The sequence below is a fragment of the Gordonibacter sp. Marseille-P4307 genome, assembly GCF_900604965.1.
Taxonomy (GTDB): Bacteria; Actinomycetota; Coriobacteriia; order Coriobacteriales; family Eggerthellaceae; genus Berryella.
Window position 1 is genome coordinate 562,807 of the sequence record NZ_UWPD01000001.1, and the last position, 23,483, is coordinate 586,289.

A 23,483-nucleotide genomic window follows, 5' to 3' on the forward strand; every position below is an offset into this window, starting at 1 on the left:
CGAAGCAGGCGGGGGAGGCGAACTCCCCCTCGGTGCATTGTACTATTCAACGCTGAACTTTTTCGTGACGAGAATGTCCTTATCCTTGTTAAAACTGATCAGCGGTGAGACCTCAACGGTTACTTCGCTGGCGTCGGTTAGCTGGTAGGCTTGTTTGACGGTTACTTCGGAGCCGGGCTTTACTTGGCTCAAGGCTTTGCTGCCATCGAGGTCCCGCACTACCGCCCTATCCAGCTGAACGCCGTTCTGGAATGCTCGGGGGATCACGTTTCCGGAAAACGACGTGCTGTCATCGGTCATGTTCTTCCAGGTGTACGTGACGACGATCGCGTTTTTGCCAGAGTAGTCCTGGGTTACCTCGGAACTGTCGATCGATACCTGGTATTTGGTTTTGTTCGAATCGTCGGCCTTTTCGGCGGTGCCGCTTTCAGTTGCGCTAGACGGGGTCGATGCCTGTTCTGCGGTGTTTTCCACCTGAGTGCGCTCCATAGCCTTATCGATTGCGGCGGAGTACAGGCTTTGGGTTGCCAGAACAACCACGATGGCGATGATGCTGACGATTAGCGCTGCCACGGCCAGGCCCTTGCCGGTTTTCTTTCCCTTGCCGATGCCCACCAGGCCAACTATCGCGAGGATGATTCCCACGATGGCGAAGACGAACGACAGGTTGTTCACGATGGGGATGAACGAGCTGGCCAGGGCGAGCACGCCAAGAACCAGTGCGGCGATCGCCGACCCCGACGTTCCCTTTGGCGTGGGCCGCTGATCGGGAGCGAGGCTTGATTGTTCCATGGTTTCCTCTTCCTTCAAGGTTGTACGACTGCGCCCATGTTAGGGAAAGGGGAGATGCGATTCATTAGCTGCCAGCTAATGATCGGCCGGTTTTTAGCGAAGCGTGGCTCGATCAGGGAGAATCGGGGCATCCGAGCGGTTGAATTCGCCTGCGGGCGGGACTATACTGACCGCTCTGCCGCGAAAAGGAACAGCGGTACGGTTCAAGGAAAAGAGGATGCGGCGCTATGAAGCGTTTGCTGATCGTGGTCGACTTCCAGAAGGATTTCGTCGAAGGGTTCTGCACGCCGGAACAGGCCGACGGGATCGACGGGTGCATTGCGGAGAAGATCTGCGCATACCGCGACAACGGAGACAAGATCATCTTCATTTTGGATACGCGCGAGACCGCCTACCTGAACATGCAGGACAGTCACGTGCGTCCGATGCCCCATACGCTGGAGGGGATCGGAAACGGGCTGTACGGTCGAGTGGCGCAGCTGCGCGACGAGATCGACGAGGTGTACTTCAAGGCTTCATTCGGTTCGTCCGACCTGTTCGTTCGTCTGATGAAGGCGCAGAAGGTGGCGGCATCCATGGGGGTTCTGCCGTTTGCGAGCATCGAGGTTGCGGGCCTGTCGGCTACGCGCTGCCTGCTCTCGAACGTGGTGATCGCCCGCACCGCCTGTCCCGAGGTTCCGGTGGTCGTCGATGCGCGCTGCACTGCGGCGCGTGATGCGGTTTCTATGCGCAAAGCGCTCGATATCCTTGAAGAGCTGCGTGTCGATGTGTGCACTCAGGCCGTGGAGGGTGCGCAGGGCTGACGCCCCCGAGCCCGAGGCCCGCAACCGTTCGGTTTTATGATATCTTTAGCGATAACCGAACAAGAAGGGTCTTCTCGATGAGTCTCGGGCACAATCAATTCAAGGTAGTCAAAGCTCTCTACGAAAACGCAGGGCTCAGCCAACGCGACCTTGCCGACATTACGGGCATGGGCCTGGCCACCGTGAACGCGGCGTTTAAAGAATGCGTTGAAAACCGGCTGATCGACGAAGGCCGCCTGACGGCTAAGGGCATGGTATCTCTGAAGCCCTACGCCGTCGATAACGCCGTGATTCTCGCCGCGGGGCTCTCGTCTCGCTTCGCTCCCATTTCCTACGAGCGGCCGAAGGGCCTGCTGGAAGTACGGGGAGATATTCTCATCGAGCGGCAGATCGAACAGCTCAAGGCGGCTGGGATCAGCGATATCATCGTGGTCGTCGGATACAGGAAAGAGTCGTTTTTCTATCTCGAAGACAAATACGGCGTCAAGATAGTCGTCAATCGGGAGTACGCAGAGCGCAACAACAACAGCTCGCTCATGCTGGTAAGAGAGATTCTCGGCAACACCTACATCTGCTCTTCGGATAACTATTTCGAGAAAAACCCCTTTGAAAGCCATGTATGGAAGGCGTACTACTCCGCGCAGTATTCGGAGGGGCCCACCGAGGAATGGTGCATGCAGACCAAGGCGCACGACCGTATTTCCAAGGTGGCGCTTGGCGGTGAAAACTCCTGGTACATGATCGGACACGCCTTCTTCGACCGGACGTTTTCCGCCCGGTTCCGGGATATCCTCGAAGCGGAATACGATCTGCCCCAAACGCGCGACAAGCTTTGGGAGACGCTGTATGTCGAGCACCTTAAAGAGCTCGATATGGAGATCAGGCGCTACGATCCTCCCATCATTCACGAGTTCGACTCCCTCGATGAACTGCAGGACTTCGATCCACTGTTCCTCGAGAACCTTGATAGCGAGATCTTCGACAACATCGTGGCCGTGCTGGGCTGCGAGAAATCGGAGATTCGCAACGTCTACCCGCTTAAGCAGGGTCTTACGAACCTCAGCTGCCATTTTGCGACAAATGACGGCGAGTGGGTCTATCGGCATCCCGGGATCGGAACCGAACTGCTCGTCGATAGAGGGGCCGAGAAAAAGGCTCTGGAAGCGGCGAAGATGCTTGGGCTCGACAGCACGTTCGTGTTCGAGAACCCCCGTCGCGGTTGGAAGATCTCGCGGTTCGTGCCGAACTGCAGAAACCTCGATGCGCATGACGACGCCCAGCTTAAAGCGGCTATGGAGATGGCCAGAAGGCTGCACGGATCCGGCGTCGGGCTTGACCGTGCGTTCAGTTTCTTTGAGGAGGGCGTTGGCTACGAACGGGCGATCCTCGAGCGTGGAGACGTAAGTGCGCGCGACTGGGAGGACATGCGCGCGCAGGCCGAGCGGCTTAACGGATTGCTGGTGGCCGATGGCGGCGAACCCGTCCTGTGCCATAACGACTTCTTCGGGCTTAACTTCCTTATAGGGGAAGACGGCCACGTCGATCTTATCGACTGGGAGTACGCGGGCATGGGCGACTATGCTAACGACTTCGGCACGTTCAGCGTGTGCGAGCAGCTGAGCGAAGACGAGATGCGGCGCGCGTTGTCATATTATTTCGGTCGAACGCCGACGGAGGCGGAGTGGCGGCACAACCTCGGACACGTGGGTATGGCCGGTTGGTGCTGGTATGCCTGGTCGCTGTTGAAGGAAAGCGAGGGCGGCAACGTCGGGGAGTGGGCGTATCTCTACTATCGATACGCCAAAACGTACCTGAGAAAATCACTCGAGCTGTACGCAGCGAGCGAACGGTAGCTTCCCGAGACGCGACAGGAGAAAACATGCAGCAGGGCATTGCGGTGCTCAGAAAACAGCGCCGACGCAGGTTCGTGGCGAAAGGCGTCGCGTTCGCGGTTGCTTCGGGGGTTTGCTACGGTCTCTACACCGCGTTTCTGACGCTGGCGGAAACCCAGGGTGTATGGGGAAGCTGGCTGGGCGGTTCGGAATGGGGCGGAGGCTCGCCGCTCAGCGCGTTTTCCGTCACCTTCGCGCTCGCCGCGCTTGCAGCTGGCATAAACGACCTGATCAGCGGGATTTGGTCTCTGGCGGGATGCGTCAAGAACGGGCAGCTGGGCGATCTGTGCAAAACCGTGCGCACCAAACCCGGCCGGGTGATGATACTGTGCGCTGCGATCGGCGGGCCTTTTGCGACGATCGCCTACGTCGTTGCGCTCAATTCTGCAACGGCGGCGGGAAATCCGGGGGTTATCGTTCCGATAGCGGCACTTAACTGCGCTATCGGAACGATCCTCGGCCGGATTCTGTTCAAGCAGAGGCTTGCGGCCCATAAAGTGGCGGGCGTGCTGACGTGCCTTGTCGCTGCCGGGGTGATCGGGGGCACGAGCTTTGCCCATATGGGCCCCGAAGCGCTGTTCGGCTGTCTGTTCGCGTTTCTCGCGGCGTTCGGGTGGGGTTTCGAGGGATGCGTCGCGGGGTTCGGCACCATGCTTATCGATTATCGCATCGGCATTGCCATCAGGCAGGTGACGGCCGGCGCTCTCGAGCTTGCGATTATGTTCCCGATTCTGGCAACCGTGGGCGGAGGCGCTGCCTGCGCGTCATCGATGCTGGTCGCCGCTCTAACCGACCCGGCGATGCTGGTTTTCGCCATCTCCGGGCTTTTCGCCATGCCGGCGTTTTCGTTCTGGTACAAGGGAAACTCCATGTGCGGAACCGCGCTGGGGATGGCCTGCAACGGAATGTATGCGTTCTGGGGGCCCTTCTTCATCTGGATCGTCCTGGGAGTGCTGGGCGTCGGGGGGATGTCGGCCGACTACCCGCCGCTTTCTTTGGCGCAGTGGATCGGCGCCCTGGTGATGATAGCCGGAATATTCTGCATCGCCATCGATCCCGTCGCTGCTGTCTCCGGTTGGATGAAGGGACGGTCGGATCATGAGTAAGCTTCGCTTACCGCTTCACTACGCGATTATCAAGCACTTCGAAGATGGGCGACCCGATTGCGCCGAGGGCGTGATTCGATCGCTCGAGTCAGACTACGCCGGCTACAAACTGCTTGCGCTGAAAGATGTCGAGGAGACGCTGGCGACGGCGAAGGAGAACGGGGTTCTGGAAGAGGCGGACTTCCAGCTTGATGGAGCCGGTCGACTGAGGATCCTGTACCGGATAAGCGATTTCGGCAAGGATATGGTTCGCCGATACATCGGATAGAGCGCATGCGCCCGCGCATCGGCCCGAAGGCTCAACGCGCGGGCGCTGGGTAAAACCGAAAAGCCCTTGTTTCCGCCCTGGTTCAAAGCGGCGGGCGAGCGTTGCTTGAAAGCCTAGTACGCTTTGAACGCGCTTTTGGGCGCACCGCAGATGGGGCAGGTTTCGAAGTTCTCGCCCTTGTGGATGTAGCCGCAGCCGGGGCACAGGTAGTAGGCCTCGTCGTCGGCCGCATCGATGTTGTTGTAGGCTTCCAGGTACACTTCGGCATGGACGGACTCGGCCAGCTTGGCGCGGGTGAAAACGGACACGGCCTTCTCGTCGCCCTCTTCGATGGCCTTCTGGATGAAGGCGGGGTACATGTCGGAGGTCTCGTACATCTCTCCGGCGGCCGAATCGATGAGGTTCAGATCGGTGGTCACGGGGGTCTTCGCTTCGACGACCGGGCGCTCGTAGTCGGGCTCGGCCGCCTTCACCAGGGCGGCTTCCAGACGAATGTGAATCTGCTCGGCGTCGGAGGTGGCGCGGAACAGACGGGCGATCTGGGTGTAGCCGGCGGCCTCGGCGGCCTCGGCGCAGGCGGCGTACTTGGCAGAAGCGCCGGTCTCGCCCATGACGGCGGCCTTCAGGTTCTCAAGCGTGGTTCCCACGGTGGTCTGGGAGCCTGCGGCGATGTTGAAGTTGGTGGAGTTGCTGGGGGTGGGGAGCTGTTCGCGCACGTTCATCGGCATGAGGCGACCTCGTCTTTCCTTCGATTGTTATTACTTGCGACCCTTGCCCCTCGCAAAGCGGATCGCACTGCTCCGATGATACGACCCCCGGGCTGTTAAATGGTGCACAATATAAATTCACGTAATGTGGTGCAGAATTTGTAACTAATTAGCCGAAGCGTACTCAAGCTTCGGATTTCGGGGTTGCGTGGTTTCCCGGTAGCCCGGGCAGCAAACCGCTCGAGCCGTTATTATTTCAGTCTGGAAAATGTTGTGCGCCTTCTCCTTTAGAATCGATGGATTCGCAGATAATACCGTGCGCTGTTGCGATGAAAGGATCCCGATGGATACCGAATCGGCCTGGAAGAACTACACCGACGAAGACCTCGCTTCGCTCGAGAAGCTGGCGAGCGACTACATAGACTATATTTCCGAGAACAAGATCGAGCGCGAATTCGCTCGCGCGGCCATACGCGACGCCGAAGCCGCCGGATACGAAAGCTTGGCCGCGGCATATCGCGAGGGCCGGCGCCTTCGGGCGGGAGACAAGGTGTACGCCCAGATCCACGGCAAGGCGGTCATTCTCGTCCATATCGGTCGCCGCCCGCTCGAGCAGGGTATGAACATCCTCGGAGCCCATATCGACTCGCCCCGGCTCGACTTGAAGCAAAACCCCCTGTTCGAGGCGAACGGCCAGGTGCGCTTGGACACGCATTACTACGGCGGCATCAAGAAGTACCAGTGGGTGACGGTTCCGTTGGCCCTGCATGGCGTTGTGGCCAAAAAGGACGGCACCGTGGTCGACGTGGTTATCGGAGAAGACGCCTCGGATCCGGTGTTCTGCGTTACCGACCTGCTTATCCATCTCGCTTCGGCTCAGATGGGCAAGAACGGCAGCGAGGTGGTCGAAGGCGAGGACCTCGACGTGTTGGCGGGTAACCGGCCGCTGGTGCTGGAGGCGTCTGCAACCGAAGGCGCTGATGGGCCGGATGGAGCCGCCGCGACCAAAGAGCCGGCGAAGGCGTTCGTCCTTCAGCTGCTGCGCGAGAAATACGGCATCGAGGAGGCCGACTTCCTGTCGGCCGAGATCGAGGTGGTTCCCGCAGGGCGCGCCCGCGAACTGGGGTTCGATCGAAGCATGATCATCGGCTACGGGCAGGACGACAGCGCGTGCGCCTACACTTCGATGGCAGCGCAGCTTGCCATCGACACCCCCGAACGCACGGCTCTGTGCGTGCTGGTGGACAAAGAGGAGATCGGCAGCGTCGGCGCAACCGGTATGGCCTCGCAGTTCTTCGAGAACGTGGTGGCCGAGGTCATGGAGCTGGCTGGCGAATCGGGCGACATCCGCCTGCGTCACGCCCTTGCGGCTTCGTCCATGCTGTCTTCCGACGTCTCCGCGGCCTTCGATCCCGCCTACGCGTCGGTATTCGAGGCGAAAAATACCGCGTTTCTCGGTTGCGGCCTCGTGTTCAACAAATACACGGGGGCGCGGGGGAAAAGCGGCAGCAACGATGCGAGCGCCGAGTTCGTGGCTACCATCCGCCGCATCATGGACGATGCGCACGTGGCGTTTCAAACTGCGGAGCTGGGAAGGGTGGACGCCGGCGGCGGCGGGACCATCGCGTACCTGCCCGCACGTTACGGCATGAACGTGATCGATTCGGGCGTTGCGGTGCTTTCGATGCACTCGCCCTGGGAGGTTACCAGCAAGGCCGACCTGTACGAAGCCTACAAGGGCTACGTCGCGTTTTTGGAAAACGACCGATAATCCTTCGGTCTTTTCATACAGGCAAGGGAAATGTACGAAATGAAAGGAGGTCCAGTGGAGGAACGAGAGAAGTTCGCATCCCGTTTGGGCTTCATCCTCATCAGCGCGGGATGCGCTATCGGCTTGGGGAACGTGTGGCGGTTCCCGTATATCGTGGGACAGTACGGGGGAGGCGCGTTTGTTCTTCTGTATCTGGCGTTCCTAGTCGCTCTCACGCTTCCCATCGTGGTGATGGAGTTTTCCGTCGGCCGCGCCAGCCAGCGCAGCTACGGTCGTTCGTTCGAGGCGCTTGAACCTGCCGGTTCGCGGTGGCATGTGCTGAAATGGTTCGGGTTCGCCGGCAACTACGTGTTGATGATGTTTTACACGGTGGTGTCCGGCTGGATGCTGAACTACATTTTCAAGAGCGCAACGGGCACGTTCAATGGCCTCGATGCAGCTGGCGTTTCCGGCGTGTTCGCAACGATGCTGTCCAATCCTGCCGAGCTGATCTTCTGGATGGGCGTTGTCGTGGTGATCGGCATTCTCTGCACGGCTGCGGGTCTGAGAAACGGCGTCGAGCGCATTACCAAATACATGATGATCGCCCTGTTCGTAGTTCTGCTGCTGCTTGCTATCCGCTCGATCACGCTTCCCGGGGCGGCCGAGGGCATTGCGTTTTACCTTACGCCTGATTTCAGCAAGTTGACGGCGAACGGTCCGTCCGGGTTCCTCCAGGCGGTATACGCGGCCATGGGCCAGGCGTTCTTCACCATGTCGGTGGGCATCGGCTCGATGGCGGTGTTCGGAAGCTATATCGACAAGAAGCACTCTTTGACGGGCGAGGCCCTGCGCGTCGGCAGCCTCGATACGTTTGTGGCCATCATGGCCGGCTTCGTGATCTTCCCTGCCTGCTTCGCATACGGGGTCGATCCCAGTGCGGGCCCCGGATTGGTGTTCCAGACGCTGCCGGTGGTGTTCGAGGCCATGCCGGGCGGTCAGGTGTGGGGCGCTCTGTTCTTCGTGTTTATGTCGTTCGCGGCCCTTTCCACTGTCATTGCCGTGTTCGAGTTCATCATGAGCTTCACCATGGACCAGTGGGGCGTGAGCCGCAAAAAGGCCGTTGCCATCAACGGCGTGATGATCTTTCTTTTGGCGCTTCCCTGCGCGCTTGGGTTCAACGTGCTTTCCGGCGTTGTGGTTCCGGGCATCGGCGACATCCAGGGCGTCGAGGATTTCATCGTCTCGAACAACCTGCTTCCCATCGGGTCGCTTCTGGTGCTGCTGTTCTGCACGCGCAAAGGCGGTTGGGGATGGCAGAACTTCATCGCCGAGGCCGATACGGGCAATGGCGTGAAATTCCCCAAGAGGCTGTTCTGGTTCGTGAAGTACATGGTGCCGTTCATGATCGGCTTCATCATCGTGATGGGCTATATTCCCATCGTGTCGAAGTGGTTTGGTATCGCCTAATCTGCCGAGCCGTATCGGCAAAAGAATGTCTTCAACCGCTCCGGGGCTTGTGCGCCGGAGCGGTTTTCGTTCAGCGGATCGAGAGGCTTGCGGGTTTGATGCGCTGAAGATGAAAAGGGGGACGGCTTTTCGCCGTCCCCCTTTTCATGCGGTTCGATTCGCTTTGCGGATGGAGCTATCCGACCAGGACCTGGGCCACAAGCAGGATGCAGCCGAACACGCTGAGGAACGCGACCATGGGCCAGACGAACTTGAACCAGTGCGAGTACTTCATGTCCAGCATCTGCAGCGTCGCCATAACCAGGCCGGTGGGGGCGAGGAACAGCATGGCGTACTGACCCCAGTTGTATGCGCAGATGATGGCCGAACGATCGATGCCCACCGTATCCGCCAGCGGTGCGAGGATGGGCATGGCCAGCACGGCCAGGCCGGACGAAGACGGAACGATGAAGCCAAGCAGGAAGAACAGCAGGAACATCATCACGATGAACAGCGGGCCGTTCATTCCGGAAACGAGGTTCGACGCATTGTAGAGGATGGTGTCTGATACCAGGCCGTTTTCCAGAACCAGGTTGATGCCGCGCGCGAGGCCGATGATCAGCGACACGCCCACCATGCTCGATGCCCCGGCGGTGAATGCTTCGGTGCAGGCCTTCTCATCCTTGCCCGAGATCAGCATGCATACGATGGTGACTGCCAAGAACATTGCCGCCATCTGGGGGAACCACCAATGCAGCGCCATGACGCCAGTGACCATCAGTACAAACGATACGACGAACAGGCAGAGGATGATCTTTTTGCGAACGTTGAAGACGGCAACCTCGGGGTCGTCGGCAGAGCCCATCGAGTACAGTTCGGCGAAATGCTCGCGATCTTCGTAGGTGTAGGAGAACGCGGGGTTGGCTTTAAGCTTCTTGCAGTACCAGTACAGGTAGGCGACCACCACGATGCCGCCGACCAGCAGTCCGCCGATGCGCCACTCGATCCCTTCGGTGAGGGTCGTTCCCGCAGCGTTGGCGGCGATGACGACGGAGAAGGGGTTGATGGTGGAAAACGCCGTGCCCATGGAGCCCGCCAGGAAGATGGCGCCCACCGAGACGATCGAGTCGTAGCCCAGAGCCAGGAACAGCGGCACGAGGATGGGGTAGAACGCTATGGCCTCTTCTTCCAGGCCGCAGGTGGTGCCGCCGATGAGCATGAACACCGACACAGCGAAGACCAGGGCGAACTCCCGGCCTTTGGTCTTGCGGGTCAGGGCAAGCAGGCCCGCCTCGAAAGCGCCGGTCATGCGCACGAATCCGATAAAGCCTCCCAGAACGAAGATGAACACCATGATATCGACGCCGTTGATGGTGCCGTTCACCATGGCCAGCGTGATGTCGGATGCTCCCATCGTGTGCTGGGGCAGCTGGACGTAGGTGCCTGGGATGGATACGGGCTTGGTGATGGCGCCTTCGACGAATTTGCTGACATCGACCTCCATGTCGGCGGTGACGGGGTTCTCTGCGAGAGCCTCCTGTGTCGCCGGCATGTGGGTCATGGTTCCGTCGGGCGCGGTGATAACCAGATCCGAGCTCACCTTGTCGTACGAGAGTTTGGAATAGGATCCCGCAGGGATGAACTGGGTGGCTAAAACGGCGAGGATCGTCAGGACGAACAGAATGGTGAACGCGGTGGGAAAGGAAAGCTTGAATTTCTTTTTCGGGGGAGCGCTTGCCCCTCCGTTCATAGCAGCGGCTGCTTGAGCCATAGTTGTTCCTCCTGTTGTTTCTCGGTGCGCGGCGGGCAGGTTGATCGTCTGCCCGCCGCGCACCCCCTGATGAAGCCGAGAGCGCAGCATCTGATCGTCGCATGGCTGATGAGCGCTTTCGGCGGAGACTGCGATTTGCGGATACGCCGCCGATCCTCAGCTCCTTCATAGCGGGTCGGTGACGGATTCCAGCGAGCTTGCCGGGATGTTCGGAGAAGGCCCCTAGTCCACCGTGATGACCGTGCCGGTCTTGCCCTCGATGGCGTCCTTGGCCTTCTCGAGCGAGGTGACGATGGCCTTGCCGGAGGGGCAGTCGGCCAGGTACTCGAGGCAGGCCTGGACCTTGGGCAGCATCGAGCCGGGGGCGAACTGGCCCTCCTCGATGTAGCGCTCGGCGTCGGCGACCGACATGCGGTCGAGCTCCTCCTGGTCGGGCTTGTTGAAGTTGATGCAGACCTTCTCGACGGCGGTCAGGATGATGAGCGCGTCGGCCCCGAAGTCGGCGGCCATGCGGGCGCTGGAGCGGTCCTTGTCGATGACGGCGGGGACGCCCTCGTAGCCGCCCTCGCGCTCGAACACGGGCACCCCGCCGCCGCCGGTGGACACCACGATGTAGCCGGCCTCCACGAGATCCCGGATCGCGTCGAACTCGACGATGCGCTCGGGCTTAGGCGACGCGACTACCTGGCGCCAGCCGCGGCCGGCGTCCTCCTTGTACACATAGCCGGTCTCGGCGGCCTTGGCCTTGGCCTCTTCCTCGGTGAGGAAGGCGCCGACGGGCTTGGTCGGGTTCTCGAACGCGGGGTCGTCGGGCGAGACCACGGTCTGGGTGATGACGTTGGCGGTCGAGCGGTCGATGCCGCGGCGGCGAACCTCGTTGAGGATGGCCTGGGACAGGTGGTAGCCGATGTAGCCCTGGCTCATGGCGCCGGCCTCGGGGAACGGGATGTCGGGGGTCTTGCCGTCGCGGGCGGCGGCGAAGTCGCAGGCGTTCTTGATCATGCCGACCTGCGGGCCGTTGCCGTGGCTGACGATGACGTTGACGCCCTCGGCGACCAGGTCGACGATGCAGGCGGCGGTGTGCTTGACGAGCCCGAGCTGCTCGGCGGGCGTGTTGCCCAGGGCGTTTCCGCCCAGGGCGATGACGACGGACTGGCCGTCTCCCTTCTTGTAGGGCATGGGGGCTCTCCTTTCGGGAAGCGGGGGCTGTCTCTTATAATCATCTGACCCTGCCGACGAAGTGTATACGCTTGGTCTCGGTCTTCCCCGTATTACTCAAACAGATCGGGCAACCGGNTGGGGCACGCCGGCGCGCTTCATGTCCTTGAAGTTCTTCGAGAGCTTGAGCAGGTACTCGATCTCCTCGGTGGTGAAGTCGAGCAGGCGGACGAAGCTGCGGCCGCTGAGGTTGACGCCCATGGTGGTTCCTTTCTCCTTCGGTGTCCGCGCGACTGTTTTGGCGCGGACGGCTTTCGTTGGGAGGCACCCGCGTTGCCCGGCAGCCGCGTTGCACTTGCCGGTTCCGCAGATCGCCGCCCATTCCTTCTGTGACTAATGTAGGGAACCCCGACGGAAAGAAATACGTTTAAATTGGTTGGCCCGGGAGGTTTAAAATGGGTGTAGACTGCTAATCCAGCGGATATAATGCCCCTATTATTCAAAACCGAGCAGCGTTCGCATGCGTCAGCGGTCGGTGCGTTCGCGCAGTTGGGATCGGTGTTTCGTGGTCGGGAGGCTTGTTTGGAGCTTGCACTGTTCTATTTCACGTGCGTTGTGCTGCTGGTTAGCGTGGGGTCGTTTTCGCTCTGTCTCTCGACGTTCATCGTCACTCGCCGCAAAACCTACGGGCTTGCCGCGGTGGCTTTCTTTTCGTACTTCTTCGACGTTCTGATGGTGTTCCAGGACTACTACTTGTTCAGCGGATCGTTTTACGAGATGGCCGACGCCTATTACATGGGGCAGCCCGTCGGGCTCTTGGTAACCGGACTGGGGGTTCTGGCATCGATCTGGCTTATCGTGTGCTCTACCTTCGATATCCGCCATCAGGTATGGCTGATCGGTCCGTGCGTTGCGTTCTGCCTGATAAGCGCTGCTGTATGGGGTGCGCTTCCTCCGGGTAACATCAGGTTGTTTGCCTTCGTCACCATGAGGGAGGTGTTCCTGGCGTGGTCGCTGGCGGTGTTTGCCGTGAAAGCCTCTCTGTCCAGCGAGGCGTTCCGATCGCGGATGCGCAAGCGCATCCCGTTCTTCATCGGGGGAGTTCTGCTGATGGTGGGCATCGTTGCTGAAAACGTGCTTACCATGTTCGTTTTTTCCCGCGACGGACTGCTGATGGGGCTCGTGACCATCCTTCCCGAGCGCAGCATCGTCGAAAACATCTTGCTTTTGTGGTGCGCGGCCTGGATTTGGGTGGAATGCTATCGGGTTCTGAGCATTCATTTCAGGCAGCCCCCCGTTATGAGCGAGCGGCGGGGGCTGGAGGTCGTTCATGCCGGTATCGACCTATACGCCGAAAGGCTCAGGCTCACCGGCAGGGAGAAAGACGTCCTGTTTCTCGTTCTTCAGGGGAAGGACAATCAGAATATCGCTTCGGAGCTCCAGCTTTCCCCTAGCACGGTGAAAGTGCATGTCCACAACATTCTGAAGAAGACCAACTGCGGCAACCGCCAAGAGCTCATAAGCGATTTCGTGGCGAATGGCTAGGCCAGAGCGAGGTGGTGCCCGTGGGTTTTCGCTTGCCCATGCGATGTGCGGTCGGCAAGGCTCGCCCGCGTGGTTCCCCCCCGGATTCCCCCGTGCGTTTTCGCTGAAAAGGGGGAAGGTTGCGCGGTTGTGCGGGCTCCTTGCAGGATATACTGTTCCGAATATGCCGGCGGCAGTTCTGGAGAGTGGATAGGAGCGCATTCAATGGCCATTTATTTCGATGAACCATCCCGTACCTTCAACGAGTACCTGTTGGTTCCCGGGTACACCTCATCGAAGCATGTTCCCGAAAACGTGAGCCTGAAAACCCCGTTGACGAAGTATCGTCGCGGCCAGGAGGATCCCGCCATTTCGCTGGGTATTCCGATGGTGTCTGCGGTCATGCAGGCCGTTTCCGACGATAAGATGGCCATCGCCTTGGCGACCGAGGGCGGTTTGTCGTTCATCTACGGTTCCCAGACCATCGAGGACCAGGCGGCCATGGTCGCCCGCGTGAAGGATTACAAGGCCGGTTTCGTTACCAGCGATGCCAATCTTTCGCCCGATATGACGCTTGCCGACGTGGTTGCCCTGCGCGACCGACTGGGTCACTCCACCATGCCCGTTACCGCCGACGGAGGCCCCCACGGCAAGCTGGTGGGCATCGTCACCGAGCGCGATTACCGCCTGTCCCGCATGTCGCTTGACGAGAAGGTGTCCGACTTCATGACGCCGCGCGAGAAGCTGATCGTCGCTCCTTCCGATACCACGCTGAAGGGGGCCAACGATATCATCTGGGAGCACAAGCTGAATTCGCTTCCCCTGGTGGACGATCAGGACAACCTCATGTACCTGGTGTTCCGCAAAGACTACTCCTCCCATAAGTCCAATCCTAACGAGATGCTCGATGTGCACAAGCGCTATATGGTGGGCGCCGGCATCAACACGCGCGACTACGCCGAGCGCGTTCCCGCTCTGATCGAAGCGGGAGCCGACGTGCTGTGCATCGACAGCTCCGAGGGGTATTCGGATTGGCAGAAGTTCACGCTCGCCTGGATTCGCGAGAACTACGGAGATGCGGTGAAGGTGGGCGCGGGCAACGTGGTGGACGCCGAGGGATTTCGCTTTCTCGCCGAGGCCGGCGCGGACTTCATCAAGATAGGCATCGGCGGCGGCTCCATCTGCATCACGCGCGAGCAGAAGGGCATCGGCCGCGGTCAAGCCACCGCTACCATCGAAGTGGCCAAAGCCCGCGACGAGTACTTCGAGGAGACGGGCGTCTATATCCCGCTGTGCTCCGACGGCGGCATCGTGTACGACCATCACATCACGCTTGCGCTGGCGATGGGATCCGATTTCGTCATGCTGGGCCGCTACTTCGCCCGCTTCGACGAGAGCCCCACGAACCGCGTGAACGTCAACGGCAGCTATATGAAGGAGTACTGGGGCGAGGGTTCCGCGCGCGCGCGTAACTGGCAGCGCTACGATCTGGGCGGAGACAAGAAGGGCATGACCTTCGAGGAGGGCGTGGACAGCTACGTTCCCTACGCCGGCTCGCTGAAGGACAACGTGGCCGTCACGCTGGCCAAGGTCAAGTCGACCATGTGCAATTGCGGCGCCATCACCATTCCCGAGCTTCAGCAGAAGGCGAAGCTTACGGTGGTCAGCTCGACGTCCATCGTCGAGGGCGGCGCGCATGACGTGCTGCTGAAGGACAAGTCGGGGTACTCTTCGACGTCCAATTAGGTTTCAAGCCGAACGAACCGGCACCTCGCCGCCGGTTTTCGTTGCGGTGAGCGGTTGCGTGTTTAGAAAGGATCCGGCATGCGCGTTATGGCGCTTGATATCGGAGAGGTGCGCGTGGGAATCGCAATCAGCGACCCCGCCCGGAAAGTCGCGTCTCCGGTGGCCGTGCTTCCCGCCGTTGAGGTCAAGTCGTGCGCGCGCACGTTCAGGCGCGTGCTGGACGATTGGGAACCCCAACTTCTCGTCTGCGGTTTGCCGAAGAGCCTGTCGGGCGACGAGGGCCCCCAAGCCAAACGCATACGCGCCTTTGCCCGGGAGGTATCCTCCTTATGCGATCTGCCCTGCATCTTTGCCGACGAGCGTTTGTCGTCGCAGGAGGCGAAGCGCTCGCTGCGCGCCGAGGGCCTGAGCGAGAAGGCGATGCGCGGCAAGGTGGACATGGTGGCTGCCAGCTTGTTTTTACAGGCCTGGCTGGATTCCCAAGCGACGCAAGACGAACGACAGTAAAGGAGAAGCATGCCTTTCCGTAAGAACGCAACGTACTCGCAGCGACCCAGCCACGCGGCTCGGGCGGCTCACGCCAAAGGCGAGCGCATGTTCAGGAACTACGATACGACGGCCATCCAGCCGAAGAGGAATCCCGTTCCGGCCGTGGCAGCGCTCATCGCGGTTGTGGCGGTCCTTGCGGTGGTCGTCTACCTCGCGGCATCGTTTGTGACCGGCGGGTTTTCCGGTTCGAAGCTGCTGACCGAGAGCGAGACCGCCACGATCGTCGTCGCCGAGGGCGAAGGCGCCCAGGCTATCGGGCAGTCGCTTACCGACGCGCATCTCATAGGCTCGGCGTCGGCCTTCACCGATCGGGTGGGTGCTTTGAATGCCGCCTCGTCTCTGAAACCGGGCACGTACGAGATTGCGGGCGGTACGTCGGTTGACGATATCGTGAACCTGTTGGTGGCCGGCCCCAAAGAAACGACCTTCACCATCCCCGAAGGATCGACGCTGAAAAACACCGCCGATATCATCGAGGATTCCACCGGAGGCGTGGTGACGGCGGCTGATTTCGTGAAAGCCGCCTCCGATGCCGGCGTCTACGCTGCCGACTATCCGTTCCTCAAAGACGCCGGCGGCAAGTCGCTCGAAGGCTTTCTATTCCCCAAAACCTATGCGTACACCGCCTCTTCGGCGGCCGACTCGCTGGTGCGCGCCATGCTCGACCAGTTCGAAGCCGAGACTGCGAATCTAAACCTCTCGTATCCCCAATCCAAGGGTTTAAGCGTGTACGATGCGCTCAAGCTTGCCTCGATTGTGGAGAAGGAGTCCGACGCCGATCATCGCGCAACGGTGGCCAGCGTGTTCTACAACCGCCTGGAAAAGGGCATGAGATTGCAGTCCGATGCGACGGTGGCGTACTTCGTGGGTCACGATCCCACGGCGGCCGACGTTGCGACGGCCGATCCGTACAACACCTACACCATCGACGGCCTGATGCCGACGCCCATCTGCGCGCCCGGCATAGAATCGCTTGCCGCGGTGTGCGCTCCCGAAGAGACTCCATACCTGTACTTCTACTTTGCCAAAGACGCTTCGGGTGTCATGCAGTACCATTTCAGCGAGACGTACGAGCAGCACGAAGCGACGTACGCATAAGGGAGGCAGCTTATGGGGCCGTTTTCTCCCGACCGATATTTTTCCCGCGTGTCCCGCATCGACGTGGATCGCGACCTTCTGGGCCGCGGTCTGCGTTTCGTTTTTCTGGACATCGATAACACCATTCGCCGGCGGGATAACCGCGAGGTCCCGATCGATGTGCGCGCATGGATCGGCCGAGCCCGCGAAAAGGGCGCGGTTGTGTGCCTGCTTTCCAACAACTGCCATGCCGATGTGTACGATCTTGCCGACGAGCTGGGACTTCCGATTGTCGCCAAGGCGATGAAGCCGCTTGCATTCGGGTTTTTGCGTGCGATGCGGATGTGCGGCGCGTCTGCGAGCAAGTCGGTTATGGTGGGCGACCAGATCTGCACGGATGTGGTGGGCGCGAAGCTGGTGGGCATGAAATCGTACCTGATAGCTCCCTTGGTCGAGCAGGATCTCCCCCATATGGCGGCGCTGCGCCGCGCCGAACGCAAGATGATGGGTGACCGCATTCCCGAGGGCGCTTCGACGTCGGTTTCTGCGCAGGCGAGGGAATAGGCATGGCGCCGGAGATTGGCTGGGCCGGTCTTTCAGAGCGTTTGTATGTGATGGGTCATCCGGTTTCCCACTCGAAGTCTCCTGCTCTGTACAACGCGGCGGCGCGAGCACTGGGTCTTTCCTGGGAATATGGTTTGATGGATATCGAGGATGCAGACGAGGCGCGCCGCTTCATCGAACGGGGGAGCTTCCTTGCCCTGAACGTGACTACGCCCTTCAAGCCCCTCGCTTTGCGGGCGGCGGCGCGAAGCACTTTGGCGGCCCGGCTGTCGGGCGGGGCGAATCTGTTGGTGCGCACCGGCGACGGATTGGTTGCCGACAACGTCGATGGGGCGGGATGCGTGGCTTACCTCGAACGATGCGGTGCGGTCTTTTCCGGGTCGCGCGTCGCGGTGTGCGGAACGGGTCCCACATCGCTATCCATCGTGCATGCCGTCCTTGCGGCGGGCGCTTCTCGAGTGTCGCTGGTGGGTCGCGACGCTGGGCGCGCATCCAAGGTTCGCGCCCGTTATCTTGCCGCGCTGGATCGGCTTGATCGCTCCTTGGTCGCCGTTTCGCTTGCGGGCGGCTCGCTCGATCGAGGTTGTTGCGCTTGCGCCCCCGCGCGCTTGAGGGCGCTCGATTACGCTTCTGCGGCGGCCGACCTCGCGGCGGCCGACCTTATCGTCGATGCCACCTCGCTTGGCATGCATGCGGGGGATCCGGCTCCATTCGACACGGCGCTTCTGTCGTCGGGTCAGATTGCGTTCGACGTCGTGTACGGCCATGGCGAAACCGCGCTTATCAAAGCCGCTCGTCAGGCGGGCTGCCAGGCATTTGATGGCGAGGGGATGCTGGTGGCTCAGGCAGAGCTCGGCCTGCGCGGCATCGCGGCGGCATCGGGGTGCGCCGTCGATTTCGAGGGATGCGATCTGTTCGGCGTTATGGCGCAAGCTGCGGGGTTTGTCGCGCTTGCCTCCGCGTAGCCTGGCGCGGGCGGCCATGCGTTACAATCGGTTGGAATGGATCGCGAAACGAGGAAGCCCATGCGTTATTTGACGGCAGGTGAGAGCCACGGCCCCGAATTGACTGCCATCGTCGAGGGGGTTCCCGCGGGCCTCAAGATATCTGAAAAACACATCAACGCCGACCTTAAGCGGCGCCAATCCGGCTATGGGCGCGGCGCGCGCCAATCCATCGAGGCCGATGCCGTTCGCGTGACGTCGGGCGTTCGCTTCGGCAAAACGCTGGGTTCTCCCGTCACGTTGGTGGTGGAGAACAAGGACTGGGAAACCTGGTCGGATCGGATGGCCGTGTTCGGGCCCGTCCCCTCCGCGTTGAAGCGCGAAGTGACTCCGCGTCCCGGTCATGCCGATCTGGTGGGTGCGATTAAAGTGGGGACCGAGGACTGCCGCGACGTTTTGGAGCGGGCCAGCGCTCGTTCGACCGCCTCCCTCGTCGCCGTCGCGTCCATTGCGCGCGAGTTTCTGGCCGATGTGGGGGTCGAAGTGTTCTCGTACGTTAGCTCCATCGGCGATGCTTGTTTGAACGAAGACGACCCGCTGCTCAGCGCGCCCGATTACAAACCGCTCGATATCGAGATGTCCGAGGTGCGCTGCCCCGACGCGGAGGCGACCGAGTTGATGAAGCACGCGATAGACGACGCGGCCGCGAAAGGCGAGAGCCTGGGTGGAACGTTTCGCGTGGTGGCGTTGGGCCTGATCCCCGGATTGGGCGGGTACTCGCAGCCCGACAGCCGCCTGACGTCGCAGATCGGTGCCGCCCTGTTCGGCATCCCAGCTATCAAGGGCGTCGAATTCGGATTGGGATTCAGATCGGCGCAGCTTCGGGGCTCGCGCGTCCACGACGTCATCGGGCTGGATCGCGGTCGCGGGTTCACGCGGGCCAGCAACAACGCGGGAGGCCTCGAAGGCGGCATGACCACGGGTCTTCCCCTCATCGTGACCTGCGCCATGAAGCCTATCCCCACGTTGGCTTGCGCATTGGGCACCGTCGATCTGGACACGCTGGAGCCGGCGGAGGCGTCGCGCGAGCGCGGCGACGTGTGCGCGGTGCCCGCGGCGGCTGTGGTTGCCGAGGCCCAGGTGGCGTTCGTGCTGGCCAACGCGTACCTCGAGAAGTTCGGGTGCGACGATATGCGCGGCATTCGCGCCGCCATCAAGTCGTATCGCCAGCGTATCAGGACGATGTCCAAATGACGGGGGCCAAGGGCAAGCAGCCCGTGCACGATTTCCGCAAGAAGCGTCCCAGCGAGAAGAGGCCGGACGCGGGGGCGTGGGCGCTCAGAAGCCCCGTGTTCTTCGTGGGGTTCATGGGAGCCGGGAAGACCTCGGTCGTGCGGCGGCTCGCGCGCATTGCGGGCGCGGCTTCGGTCGATATGGATTGCTATATCGAGCGCCGGTGCGACAAGAAGATCGCAGACATATTCGCCGAAGAGGGGGAAGAGGGCTTCCGGAGGATCGAGACTGAGGTGCTGCGCGAGCTTGCCGCGGCGCCGCCCCAGTTCATTTCATGCGGGGGAGGGGTGGTGGTACGTCCCGAGAACCGCGAGATCTTGAAGCGGTCGGGTTTTGTGGTGCATCTTAAGATCACCGCGCACGACGCGGCTCGGCGCATCAGGAATTTCGAGCGCCGCCCCCTGTTCGGCGATCTGGACAATGCGGAGCTGATCTGCCGGCAACGCAGCCCCCTGTACGAGGAAGTGGCCGACCATACCGTGGAAACCGCCGATAGAAGCACGGGGGCGGTGGCTTACGAGCTGCGATCCGTTCTGCGGAGAAAGGGAGTGCTGTGGCTACGAAAGTCATCGTAGGGCTGCCTGGGGGCGTCGAATATGCGGTTCGGATAGGATCGGGGCTGATCGATGGCCTGGGATCGTCGATGGCGGCGATTCCCGCCCTTGCGCCGCATCGTCGCGTTCTCGTTATCAGTGACGATAATGTTGCGCCGCTGTATCTGCCCCGGACGAAAGCTGCGCTGAGGGCTGTCGGCTATCAGGTGGCCGACATCGTGGTTCCGGCTGGTGAGGCAAGCAAGTCCCTTGATATCGCCCATGAAGTGTGGGATGCGATGGCGCAGCTGGGGCTCGAGCGCAGTTGCGTGGTGGTGGCGCTGGGCGGCGGCGTGGTGGGGGACCTGGCGGGGTTCGTCGCGTCGTCTTACATGCGCGGCGTCGCGCTTGTTCAGGTTCCCACCACGCTTCTTTCCATGGTCGACTCGTCGGTGGGCGGTAAGACCGCGGTGAACCTTGCTGCGGGAAAGAACCTGGTGGGCAGCTTCTGGCAGCCGTCTTATGTGTGCGCCGACCAAGCTGTGCTTGAAAGCCTCGACGATCGGGAGTGGACATGCGGTTTGGCCGAGATCGCGAAGTCTTCCCTGATCGGGTCGGATGATTTCTTCTTCTGGCTGTCCGAGCACGCGCGAGATCTTGCCGTCCGCGATTACGGTGCGGCGGCCGAAGCGGTTGCCCGCTCGGTTGTGTTCAAAGCCGATGTGGTGGCACGCGACGCGATGGAGACAAGCGGGGTGCGCACGTGCCTGAATTACGGGCATACGCTTGGACATGCTCTGGAAAAAGCGCTGGGTTACGGGACGGTGTCGCACGGGCATGCCGTTTCCGAAGGCATGAGGTTCGCCGTTTTCCTGGCGCAGCGTCGCGGGATCGCAGGGAGCGATTTCGCAGCTGCTCAAAACGAACTGCTCGACGCCTTGGGCTTATCGGCGATGGGCATGCTGCCTTCTGCCGAGGACCTGGTCGAAGCTATGGTGCACGATAAGAAGGCGCAGCGGGGCGAGGCGAGGTTCGTGCTGCTGTCCGATGTGGCGCGCTGGGAGCTTGCCTGCATCGGTCGCGACGAGCTGGTCTCGGCTTTGCGCGCATATTCCGAAAGGTAGGCTGCAGTGGGACGTATGGGAAAGATCTTGGTTCTGAACGGTCCGAATCTGAATATGCTGGGCGTGCGGGAACCCGAGGTGTACGGAACGCAGACGCTGGCCGAATTGGAGCAGGCCGTTGAGGATCACGCCGCATCGAAGGGGATCGAAGTCGAATGCTTCCAGTCGAACAGCGAGTCTGCGCTTATCGAGCGCATACAGCAGGCCCGCGGAGCGTTCGACGGCATCGTGTACAACCCCGCGGCCCACACGCACTATTCCATCGCCTTGCGCGATGCGGTGGCCGCCTCGGGGGTTGCGACTGTGGAGGTGCACCTTTCCGACATCGCGCAGCGCGAGGGTTTCCGCGCGCATTCCGTCATCGAGCCGGTGTGCATCGCCCAGATCGGGGGGCGCGGACTGCGCGGCTACCTCGATGCGATCGATCTGCTGCTCGAGCGGGCCGATGGACGGGAGACGCTGGGTTCCGTCCGGTCTCGTTTGCAGGCGGAACCCGCGGGCTTGAGGGCGCGCGCGCTGGGCGGCGGGGCCCTTTCCCCTTGCGAAGTCCAGCTGTTCGATCCCCTCGAGCGTCAGGCGATCGAAGTGAGCGATCTTCCGGGCGTCGGGGAGTCGTCCGCCTTGAGGATGCGCCTTGCGAGGGACTTTCTGGAAGCGCATGGGTTCGACGCGTTTTACTCCCTGAATACGTCCGACATCGCGTGGGCTACGGCGTTTGAAGACGTGTTCGACGACGAGAGGGCCCACGCGCTGCTGATCGCGCGGGATCGGGCCCTGCTCCACACCGATTCGCGGTACTCCCACGCCGCCCGCCAATCGGCCCAGCTTGCCGGCGGCCTGGTGGACATCAGCGACGAGCGCGTTTCCCATGCGCGCGCAGCAGTTGGCGCGGTTTCGGCCCTGCCCGGAAGCGATCCGCTCGACCTGGCTTTCGAGGACGATGTGCTGCTTAGGGAATGGCGCGCCTTGACTGCGGCGGTCGAAGAGGCGCCGCGTTCCGTGTCGCTGCGGGAGACGTCGGGCGCGCTGATCGGGTTGCGGGCGGTGAAGGATCTCGGTGAAATTGCGCGCCTTCGGGCCGCCCAGGCGGTTACCGATGCCGCATTTGCCCATATCGTTCGCTTTATGCGCCCCGGTATGACCGAACGCGAGGTTCAGATCGAGCTCGAAGACTACATGATGCGCCACGGCGCGCGCGGGTTGGCGTTCAGTTCGATCGTGGCGACCGGAGCCAACGGCGCAAGCCCCCATGCCGTTCCGGGCGATACGCGCCTGGAGGCCGGGCAGTGCGTGGTCATGGACTTCGGGGCCCGTGCGTACGGTTACTGCTCGGACATGACGCGCACGGTGTTCATCGGAGAGCCCTCCAGCCGTCTGGCAGAAGCCTACGAGGTGCTGCGGTGCGCCAACGAGACAGTCGAGGCGGCGCTCGTTCCCGGCATGACCGGTCGCGAAGCTCATGAGATGGCCGAGGAGGTTCTGGCTCGCGGCGGGTTCGGGGGCCTTATGGGTCACGGATTGGGACATGGAGTGGGCATCGACATCCACGAGCAGCCCAATCTCTCCCCTCGAAACGATCGGCCGCTGCTCGCAGGTTGCGTGGTTACGGTGGAACCCGGCATCTACGTTCCGGGGGAGTTCGGCATGCGTCTGGAAGATTGCGGGGTGCTCACCGATGAAGGTTATAAGGTATTCGGCACGTCACCTCATGAGATGGTTATAATCTAACGGTTGAAAATACAGAAGCACCGCTTATGTTCTCTCGCCTGTCCCTTTCGGAGCCCGGGCGGGGCGCCGCGATCGCGCGAAGCGGGGTACGGAGAGGATGTTCCCATGGCCATTTCTACGGCAGACTTCAAGAACGGTATGTGCATCGTCAACAACGGCAAGATGTGCACCATTGTCGAGTTCCAGCACGTGAAGCCCGGAAAGGGAGGCGCGTTCGTGCGCACCAAGCTGCGCGACATCAAGACGGGTCGCGTGGTTGACTACACGTTCAACGCCGGCACCAAATTCGATTCCGTCCGCCTCGAGCAGCGCACCATGCAGTACCTGTACAACGACGGCGCCGACTTCAACTTCATGGACACCAGCTCCTACGAGCAGCTGGCCATTCCCGAGGCGACGGTGGGCGACACGGCGAAGTGGCTGAAGGAAAACGACGAGGTCACGCTTCATTATGCGGGTGAGGAGCTTATCGACGTCGAGCCTCAGATGTTCGTCGAGCTGGAAGTGACCGAGACCGATCCCGGCTTCAAGGGCGATACCGTGCAGGGCGGCACCAAGCCCGCAACGCTGCAGACGGGCGCCACCATTCAGGTTCCCATGTACATCGAGGTGGGCGACGTCTTGCAGGTCGATACCCGCGACGGCCGCTTCATCAAGCGCGTCTAGCCAGGTTTGCGACGAGGTTCGCAAGACCTTCGTCGTCAG

General features: G+C 61.3%; 21 protein-coding genes and 1 pseudogene. 17 read left to right on the top strand and 5 right to left on the bottom strand.

Translation table 11 applies throughout. The features are described 5' to 3' along the window. Positions 1-42: 42 nt before the first annotated feature. On the bottom strand, positions 43-792 hold the full coding sequence (locus EIH26_RS02530; RefSeq protein WP_124060618.1) for a DUF5067 domain-containing protein: 750 nt from the start codon (positions 790-792) through the stop codon (positions 43-45). Positions 793-1,019: 227 nt separating this feature from the next. On the opposite strand from EIH26_RS02530, the gene EIH26_RS02535 reads away from it, so the two are divergent. The 4 genes from EIH26_RS02535 (at position 1,020) to EIH26_RS02550 (ending at position 4,861) form a co-directional block, all read left to right on the top strand. Further along, on the top strand, positions 1,020-1,595 hold the full coding sequence (locus EIH26_RS02535) for a cysteine hydrolase family protein (protein ID WP_124060619.1): 576 nt from the start codon (positions 1,020-1,022) through the stop codon (positions 1,593-1,595). A 77-nt stretch (positions 1,596-1,672) separates the two neighbouring features. Further along, the gene (locus EIH26_RS02540; protein WP_124060620.1) at positions 1,673-3,448 is read left to right on the top strand and encodes a phosphotransferase; all 1,776 of its coding nucleotides are present in this window, start codon (positions 1,673-1,675) and stop codon (positions 3,446-3,448) included. A 26-nt stretch (positions 3,449-3,474) separates the two neighbouring features. Next, positions 3,475-4,593, top strand: a complete 1,119-nt coding sequence (locus tag EIH26_RS02545) for a hypothetical protein (protein ID WP_124060621.1) — start codon at positions 3,475-3,477, stop codon at positions 4,591-4,593. Next, entirely contained in the window at positions 4,586-4,861 is a 276-nt protein-coding gene (locus EIH26_RS02550; protein WP_124060622.1) for a hypothetical protein, read from the top strand. The genes EIH26_RS02545 and EIH26_RS02550 overlap by 8 nt, the downstream gene beginning before the upstream one ends. 113 nt (positions 4,862-4,974) lie before the next feature. On the opposite strand, the gene ngr is transcribed toward EIH26_RS02550, so the two are convergent. Next, a complete protein-coding gene (gene ngr, locus EIH26_RS02555) occupies positions 4,975-5,589 on the bottom strand; it encodes a nigerythrin (RefSeq protein WP_241152734.1) in 615 nt (204 codons plus the stop codon). A 322-nt stretch (positions 5,590-5,911) separates the two neighbouring features. Between ngr and EIH26_RS02560 the strand changes: the two genes are divergently transcribed. Both EIH26_RS02560 and EIH26_RS02565 read left to right on the top strand, forming a co-directional pair. Further along, positions 5,912-7,339 carry an aminopeptidase gene (locus EIH26_RS02560; protein ID WP_124060623.1) on the top strand — a complete coding sequence of 476 codons (1,428 nt, stop codon included), beginning with the start codon at positions 5,912-5,914 and terminating at the stop codon, positions 7,337-7,339. 30 nt (positions 7,340-7,369) lie between these two features. Then, on the top strand, positions 7,370-8,788 hold the full coding sequence (locus EIH26_RS02565) for a sodium-dependent transporter (RefSeq protein WP_124060624.1): 1,419 nt from the start codon (positions 7,370-7,372) through the stop codon (positions 8,786-8,788). 175 nt (positions 8,789-8,963) lie between these two features. Here the strand turns inward: EIH26_RS02565 and EIH26_RS02570 are convergent, their stop codons facing one another. From EIH26_RS02570 to EIH26_RS08650, 3 genes and pseudogenes are all read right to left on the bottom strand, one after another. After that, positions 8,964-10,538, bottom strand: a complete 1,575-nt coding sequence (locus tag EIH26_RS02570; protein WP_124060625.1) for a YfcC family protein — start codon at positions 10,536-10,538, stop codon at positions 8,964-8,966. 222 nt (positions 10,539-10,760) lie between these two features. Further along, the gene (gene arcC, locus EIH26_RS02575) at positions 10,761-11,717 is read right to left on the bottom strand and encodes a carbamate kinase (protein ID WP_124060626.1); all 957 of its coding nucleotides are present in this window, start codon (positions 11,715-11,717) and stop codon (positions 10,761-10,763) included. A gap of 120 nt (positions 11,718-11,837) precedes the next feature. Next, positions 11,838-11,957 (bottom strand): annotated as a pseudogene (locus EIH26_RS08650) (ornithine carbamoyltransferase); the annotation flags it as partial. Between the two features lie 321 nt (positions 11,958-12,278). On the opposite strand from EIH26_RS08650, the gene EIH26_RS02585 reads away from it, so the two are divergent. The 11 genes from EIH26_RS02585 to efp all read left to right on the top strand — a co-directional run bounded on the left by EIH26_RS02585 (position 12,279) and on the right by efp (position 23,444). Next, the gene (locus EIH26_RS02585; RefSeq protein WP_206424660.1) at positions 12,279-13,241 is read left to right on the top strand and encodes a helix-turn-helix transcriptional regulator; all 963 of its coding nucleotides are present in this window, start codon (positions 12,279-12,281) and stop codon (positions 13,239-13,241) included. Between the two features lie 204 nt (positions 13,242-13,445). Next, the gene (locus EIH26_RS02590) at positions 13,446-14,966 is read left to right on the top strand and encodes an IMP dehydrogenase (RefSeq protein WP_124060628.1); all 1,521 of its coding nucleotides are present in this window, start codon (positions 13,446-13,448) and stop codon (positions 14,964-14,966) included. A 78-nt stretch (positions 14,967-15,044) separates the two neighbouring features. Continuing rightward, on the top strand, positions 15,045-15,473 hold the full coding sequence (gene ruvX / locus EIH26_RS02595; protein WP_124060629.1) for a Holliday junction resolvase RuvX: 429 nt from the start codon (positions 15,045-15,047) through the stop codon (positions 15,471-15,473). 9 nt (positions 15,474-15,482) lie between these two features. Next, on the top strand, positions 15,483-16,613 hold the full coding sequence (gene mltG / locus EIH26_RS02600; RefSeq protein WP_124060630.1) for an endolytic transglycosylase MltG: 1,131 nt from the start codon (positions 15,483-15,485) through the stop codon (positions 16,611-16,613). A gap of 12 nt (positions 16,614-16,625) precedes the next feature. After that, complete coding sequence (locus tag EIH26_RS02605) at positions 16,626-17,156, top strand: YqeG family HAD IIIA-type phosphatase (RefSeq protein WP_124060631.1); 531 nt, start codon at positions 16,626-16,628, stop codon at positions 17,154-17,156. A 2-nt stretch (positions 17,157-17,158) separates the two neighbouring features. Continuing rightward, complete coding sequence (locus tag EIH26_RS02610; protein ID WP_124060632.1) at positions 17,159-18,121, top strand: shikimate dehydrogenase; 963 nt, start codon at positions 17,159-17,161, stop codon at positions 18,119-18,121. 60 nt (positions 18,122-18,181) lie between these two features. Next, positions 18,182-19,354 (top strand): chorismate synthase, encoded by a 1,173-nt coding sequence (aroC, locus tag EIH26_RS02615; protein ID WP_124060633.1) that lies wholly within the window; start codon positions 18,182-18,184, stop codon positions 19,352-19,354. Further along, complete coding sequence (locus EIH26_RS02620; RefSeq protein ID WP_124060634.1) at positions 19,351-19,968, top strand: shikimate kinase; 618 nt, start codon at positions 19,351-19,353, stop codon at positions 19,966-19,968. The genes aroC and EIH26_RS02620 overlap by 4 nt, the downstream gene beginning before the upstream one ends. Then, complete coding sequence (gene aroB, locus EIH26_RS02625; RefSeq protein ID WP_124060635.1) at positions 19,947-21,050, top strand: 3-dehydroquinate synthase; 1,104 nt, start codon at positions 19,947-19,949, stop codon at positions 21,048-21,050. Before EIH26_RS02620 ends, aroB begins: the two co-directional genes overlap by 22 nt. Before the next feature lie 15 nt (positions 21,051-21,065). Continuing rightward, positions 21,066-22,778, top strand: a complete 1,713-nt coding sequence (gene aroQ, locus EIH26_RS08495; RefSeq protein WP_164470955.1) for a type II 3-dehydroquinate dehydratase — start codon at positions 21,066-21,068, stop codon at positions 22,776-22,778. A gap of 105 nt (positions 22,779-22,883) precedes the next feature. Continuing rightward, positions 22,884-23,444, top strand: a complete 561-nt coding sequence (gene efp, locus EIH26_RS02635; protein WP_124060637.1) for an elongation factor P — start codon at positions 22,884-22,886, stop codon at positions 23,442-23,444. Positions 23,445-23,483: the final 39 nt, after the last annotated feature.

Coding starts and splice junctions, on each gene's coding strand:
- EIH26_RS02540 (WP_124060620.1), top strand. CDS start 1,673: ATGAGTCTCGGGCACAATCAATTCAAGGTAGTCAAAGCTCTCTACGAA.
- EIH26_RS02590 (WP_124060628.1), top strand. CDS start 13,446: ATGGCCATTTATTTCGATGAACCATCCCGTACCTTCAACGAGTACCTG.
- EIH26_RS02620 (WP_124060634.1), top strand. CDS start 19,351: ATGACGGGGGCCAAGGGCAAGCAGCCCGTGCACGATTTCCGCAAGAAG.
- EIH26_RS02605 (WP_124060631.1), top strand. CDS start 16,626: ATGGGGCCGTTTTCTCCCGACCGATATTTTTCCCGCGTGTCCCGCATC.
- EIH26_RS02610 (WP_124060632.1), top strand. CDS start 17,159: ATGGCGCCGGAGATTGGCTGGGCCGGTCTTTCAGAGCGTTTGTATGTG.
- EIH26_RS02560 (WP_124060623.1), top strand. CDS start 5,912: ATGGATACCGAATCGGCCTGGAAGAACTACACCGACGAAGACCTCGCT.
- efp (WP_124060637.1), top strand. CDS start 22,884: ATGGCCATTTCTACGGCAGACTTCAAGAACGGTATGTGCATCGTCAAC.
- mltG (WP_124060630.1), top strand. CDS start 15,483: ATGCCTTTCCGTAAGAACGCAACGTACTCGCAGCGACCCAGCCACGCG.
- arcC (WP_124060626.1), bottom strand. CDS start 11,717: ATGCCCTACAAGAAGGGAGACGGCCAGTCCGTCGTCATCGCCCTGGGC.
- EIH26_RS02530 (WP_124060618.1), bottom strand. CDS start 792: ATGGAACAATCAAGCCTCGCTCCCGATCAGCGGCCCACGCCAAAGGGA.
- aroQ (WP_164470955.1), top strand. CDS start 21,066: ATGGGAAAGATCTTGGTTCTGAACGGTCCGAATCTGAATATGCTGGGC.
- EIH26_RS02535 (WP_124060619.1), top strand. CDS start 1,020: ATGAAGCGTTTGCTGATCGTGGTCGACTTCCAGAAGGATTTCGTCGAA.
- EIH26_RS02550 (WP_124060622.1), top strand. CDS start 4,586: ATGAGTAAGCTTCGCTTACCGCTTCACTACGCGATTATCAAGCACTTC.
- aroC (WP_124060633.1), top strand. CDS start 18,182: ATGCGTTATTTGACGGCAGGTGAGAGCCACGGCCCCGAATTGACTGCC.
- EIH26_RS02545 (WP_124060621.1), top strand. CDS start 3,475: ATGCAGCAGGGCATTGCGGTGCTCAGAAAACAGCGCCGACGCAGGTTC.
- EIH26_RS02565 (WP_124060624.1), top strand. CDS start 7,370: ATGTACGAAATGAAAGGAGGTCCAGTGGAGGAACGAGAGAAGTTCGCA.
- ruvX (WP_124060629.1), top strand. CDS start 15,045: ATGCGCGTTATGGCGCTTGATATCGGAGAGGTGCGCGTGGGAATCGCA.
- ngr (WP_241152734.1), bottom strand. CDS start 5,589: ATGCCGATGAACGTGCGCGAACAGCTCCCCACCCCCAGCAACTCCACC.
- EIH26_RS02570 (WP_124060625.1), bottom strand. CDS start 10,538: ATGGCTCAAGCAGCCGCTGCTATGAACGGAGGGGCAAGCGCTCCCCCG.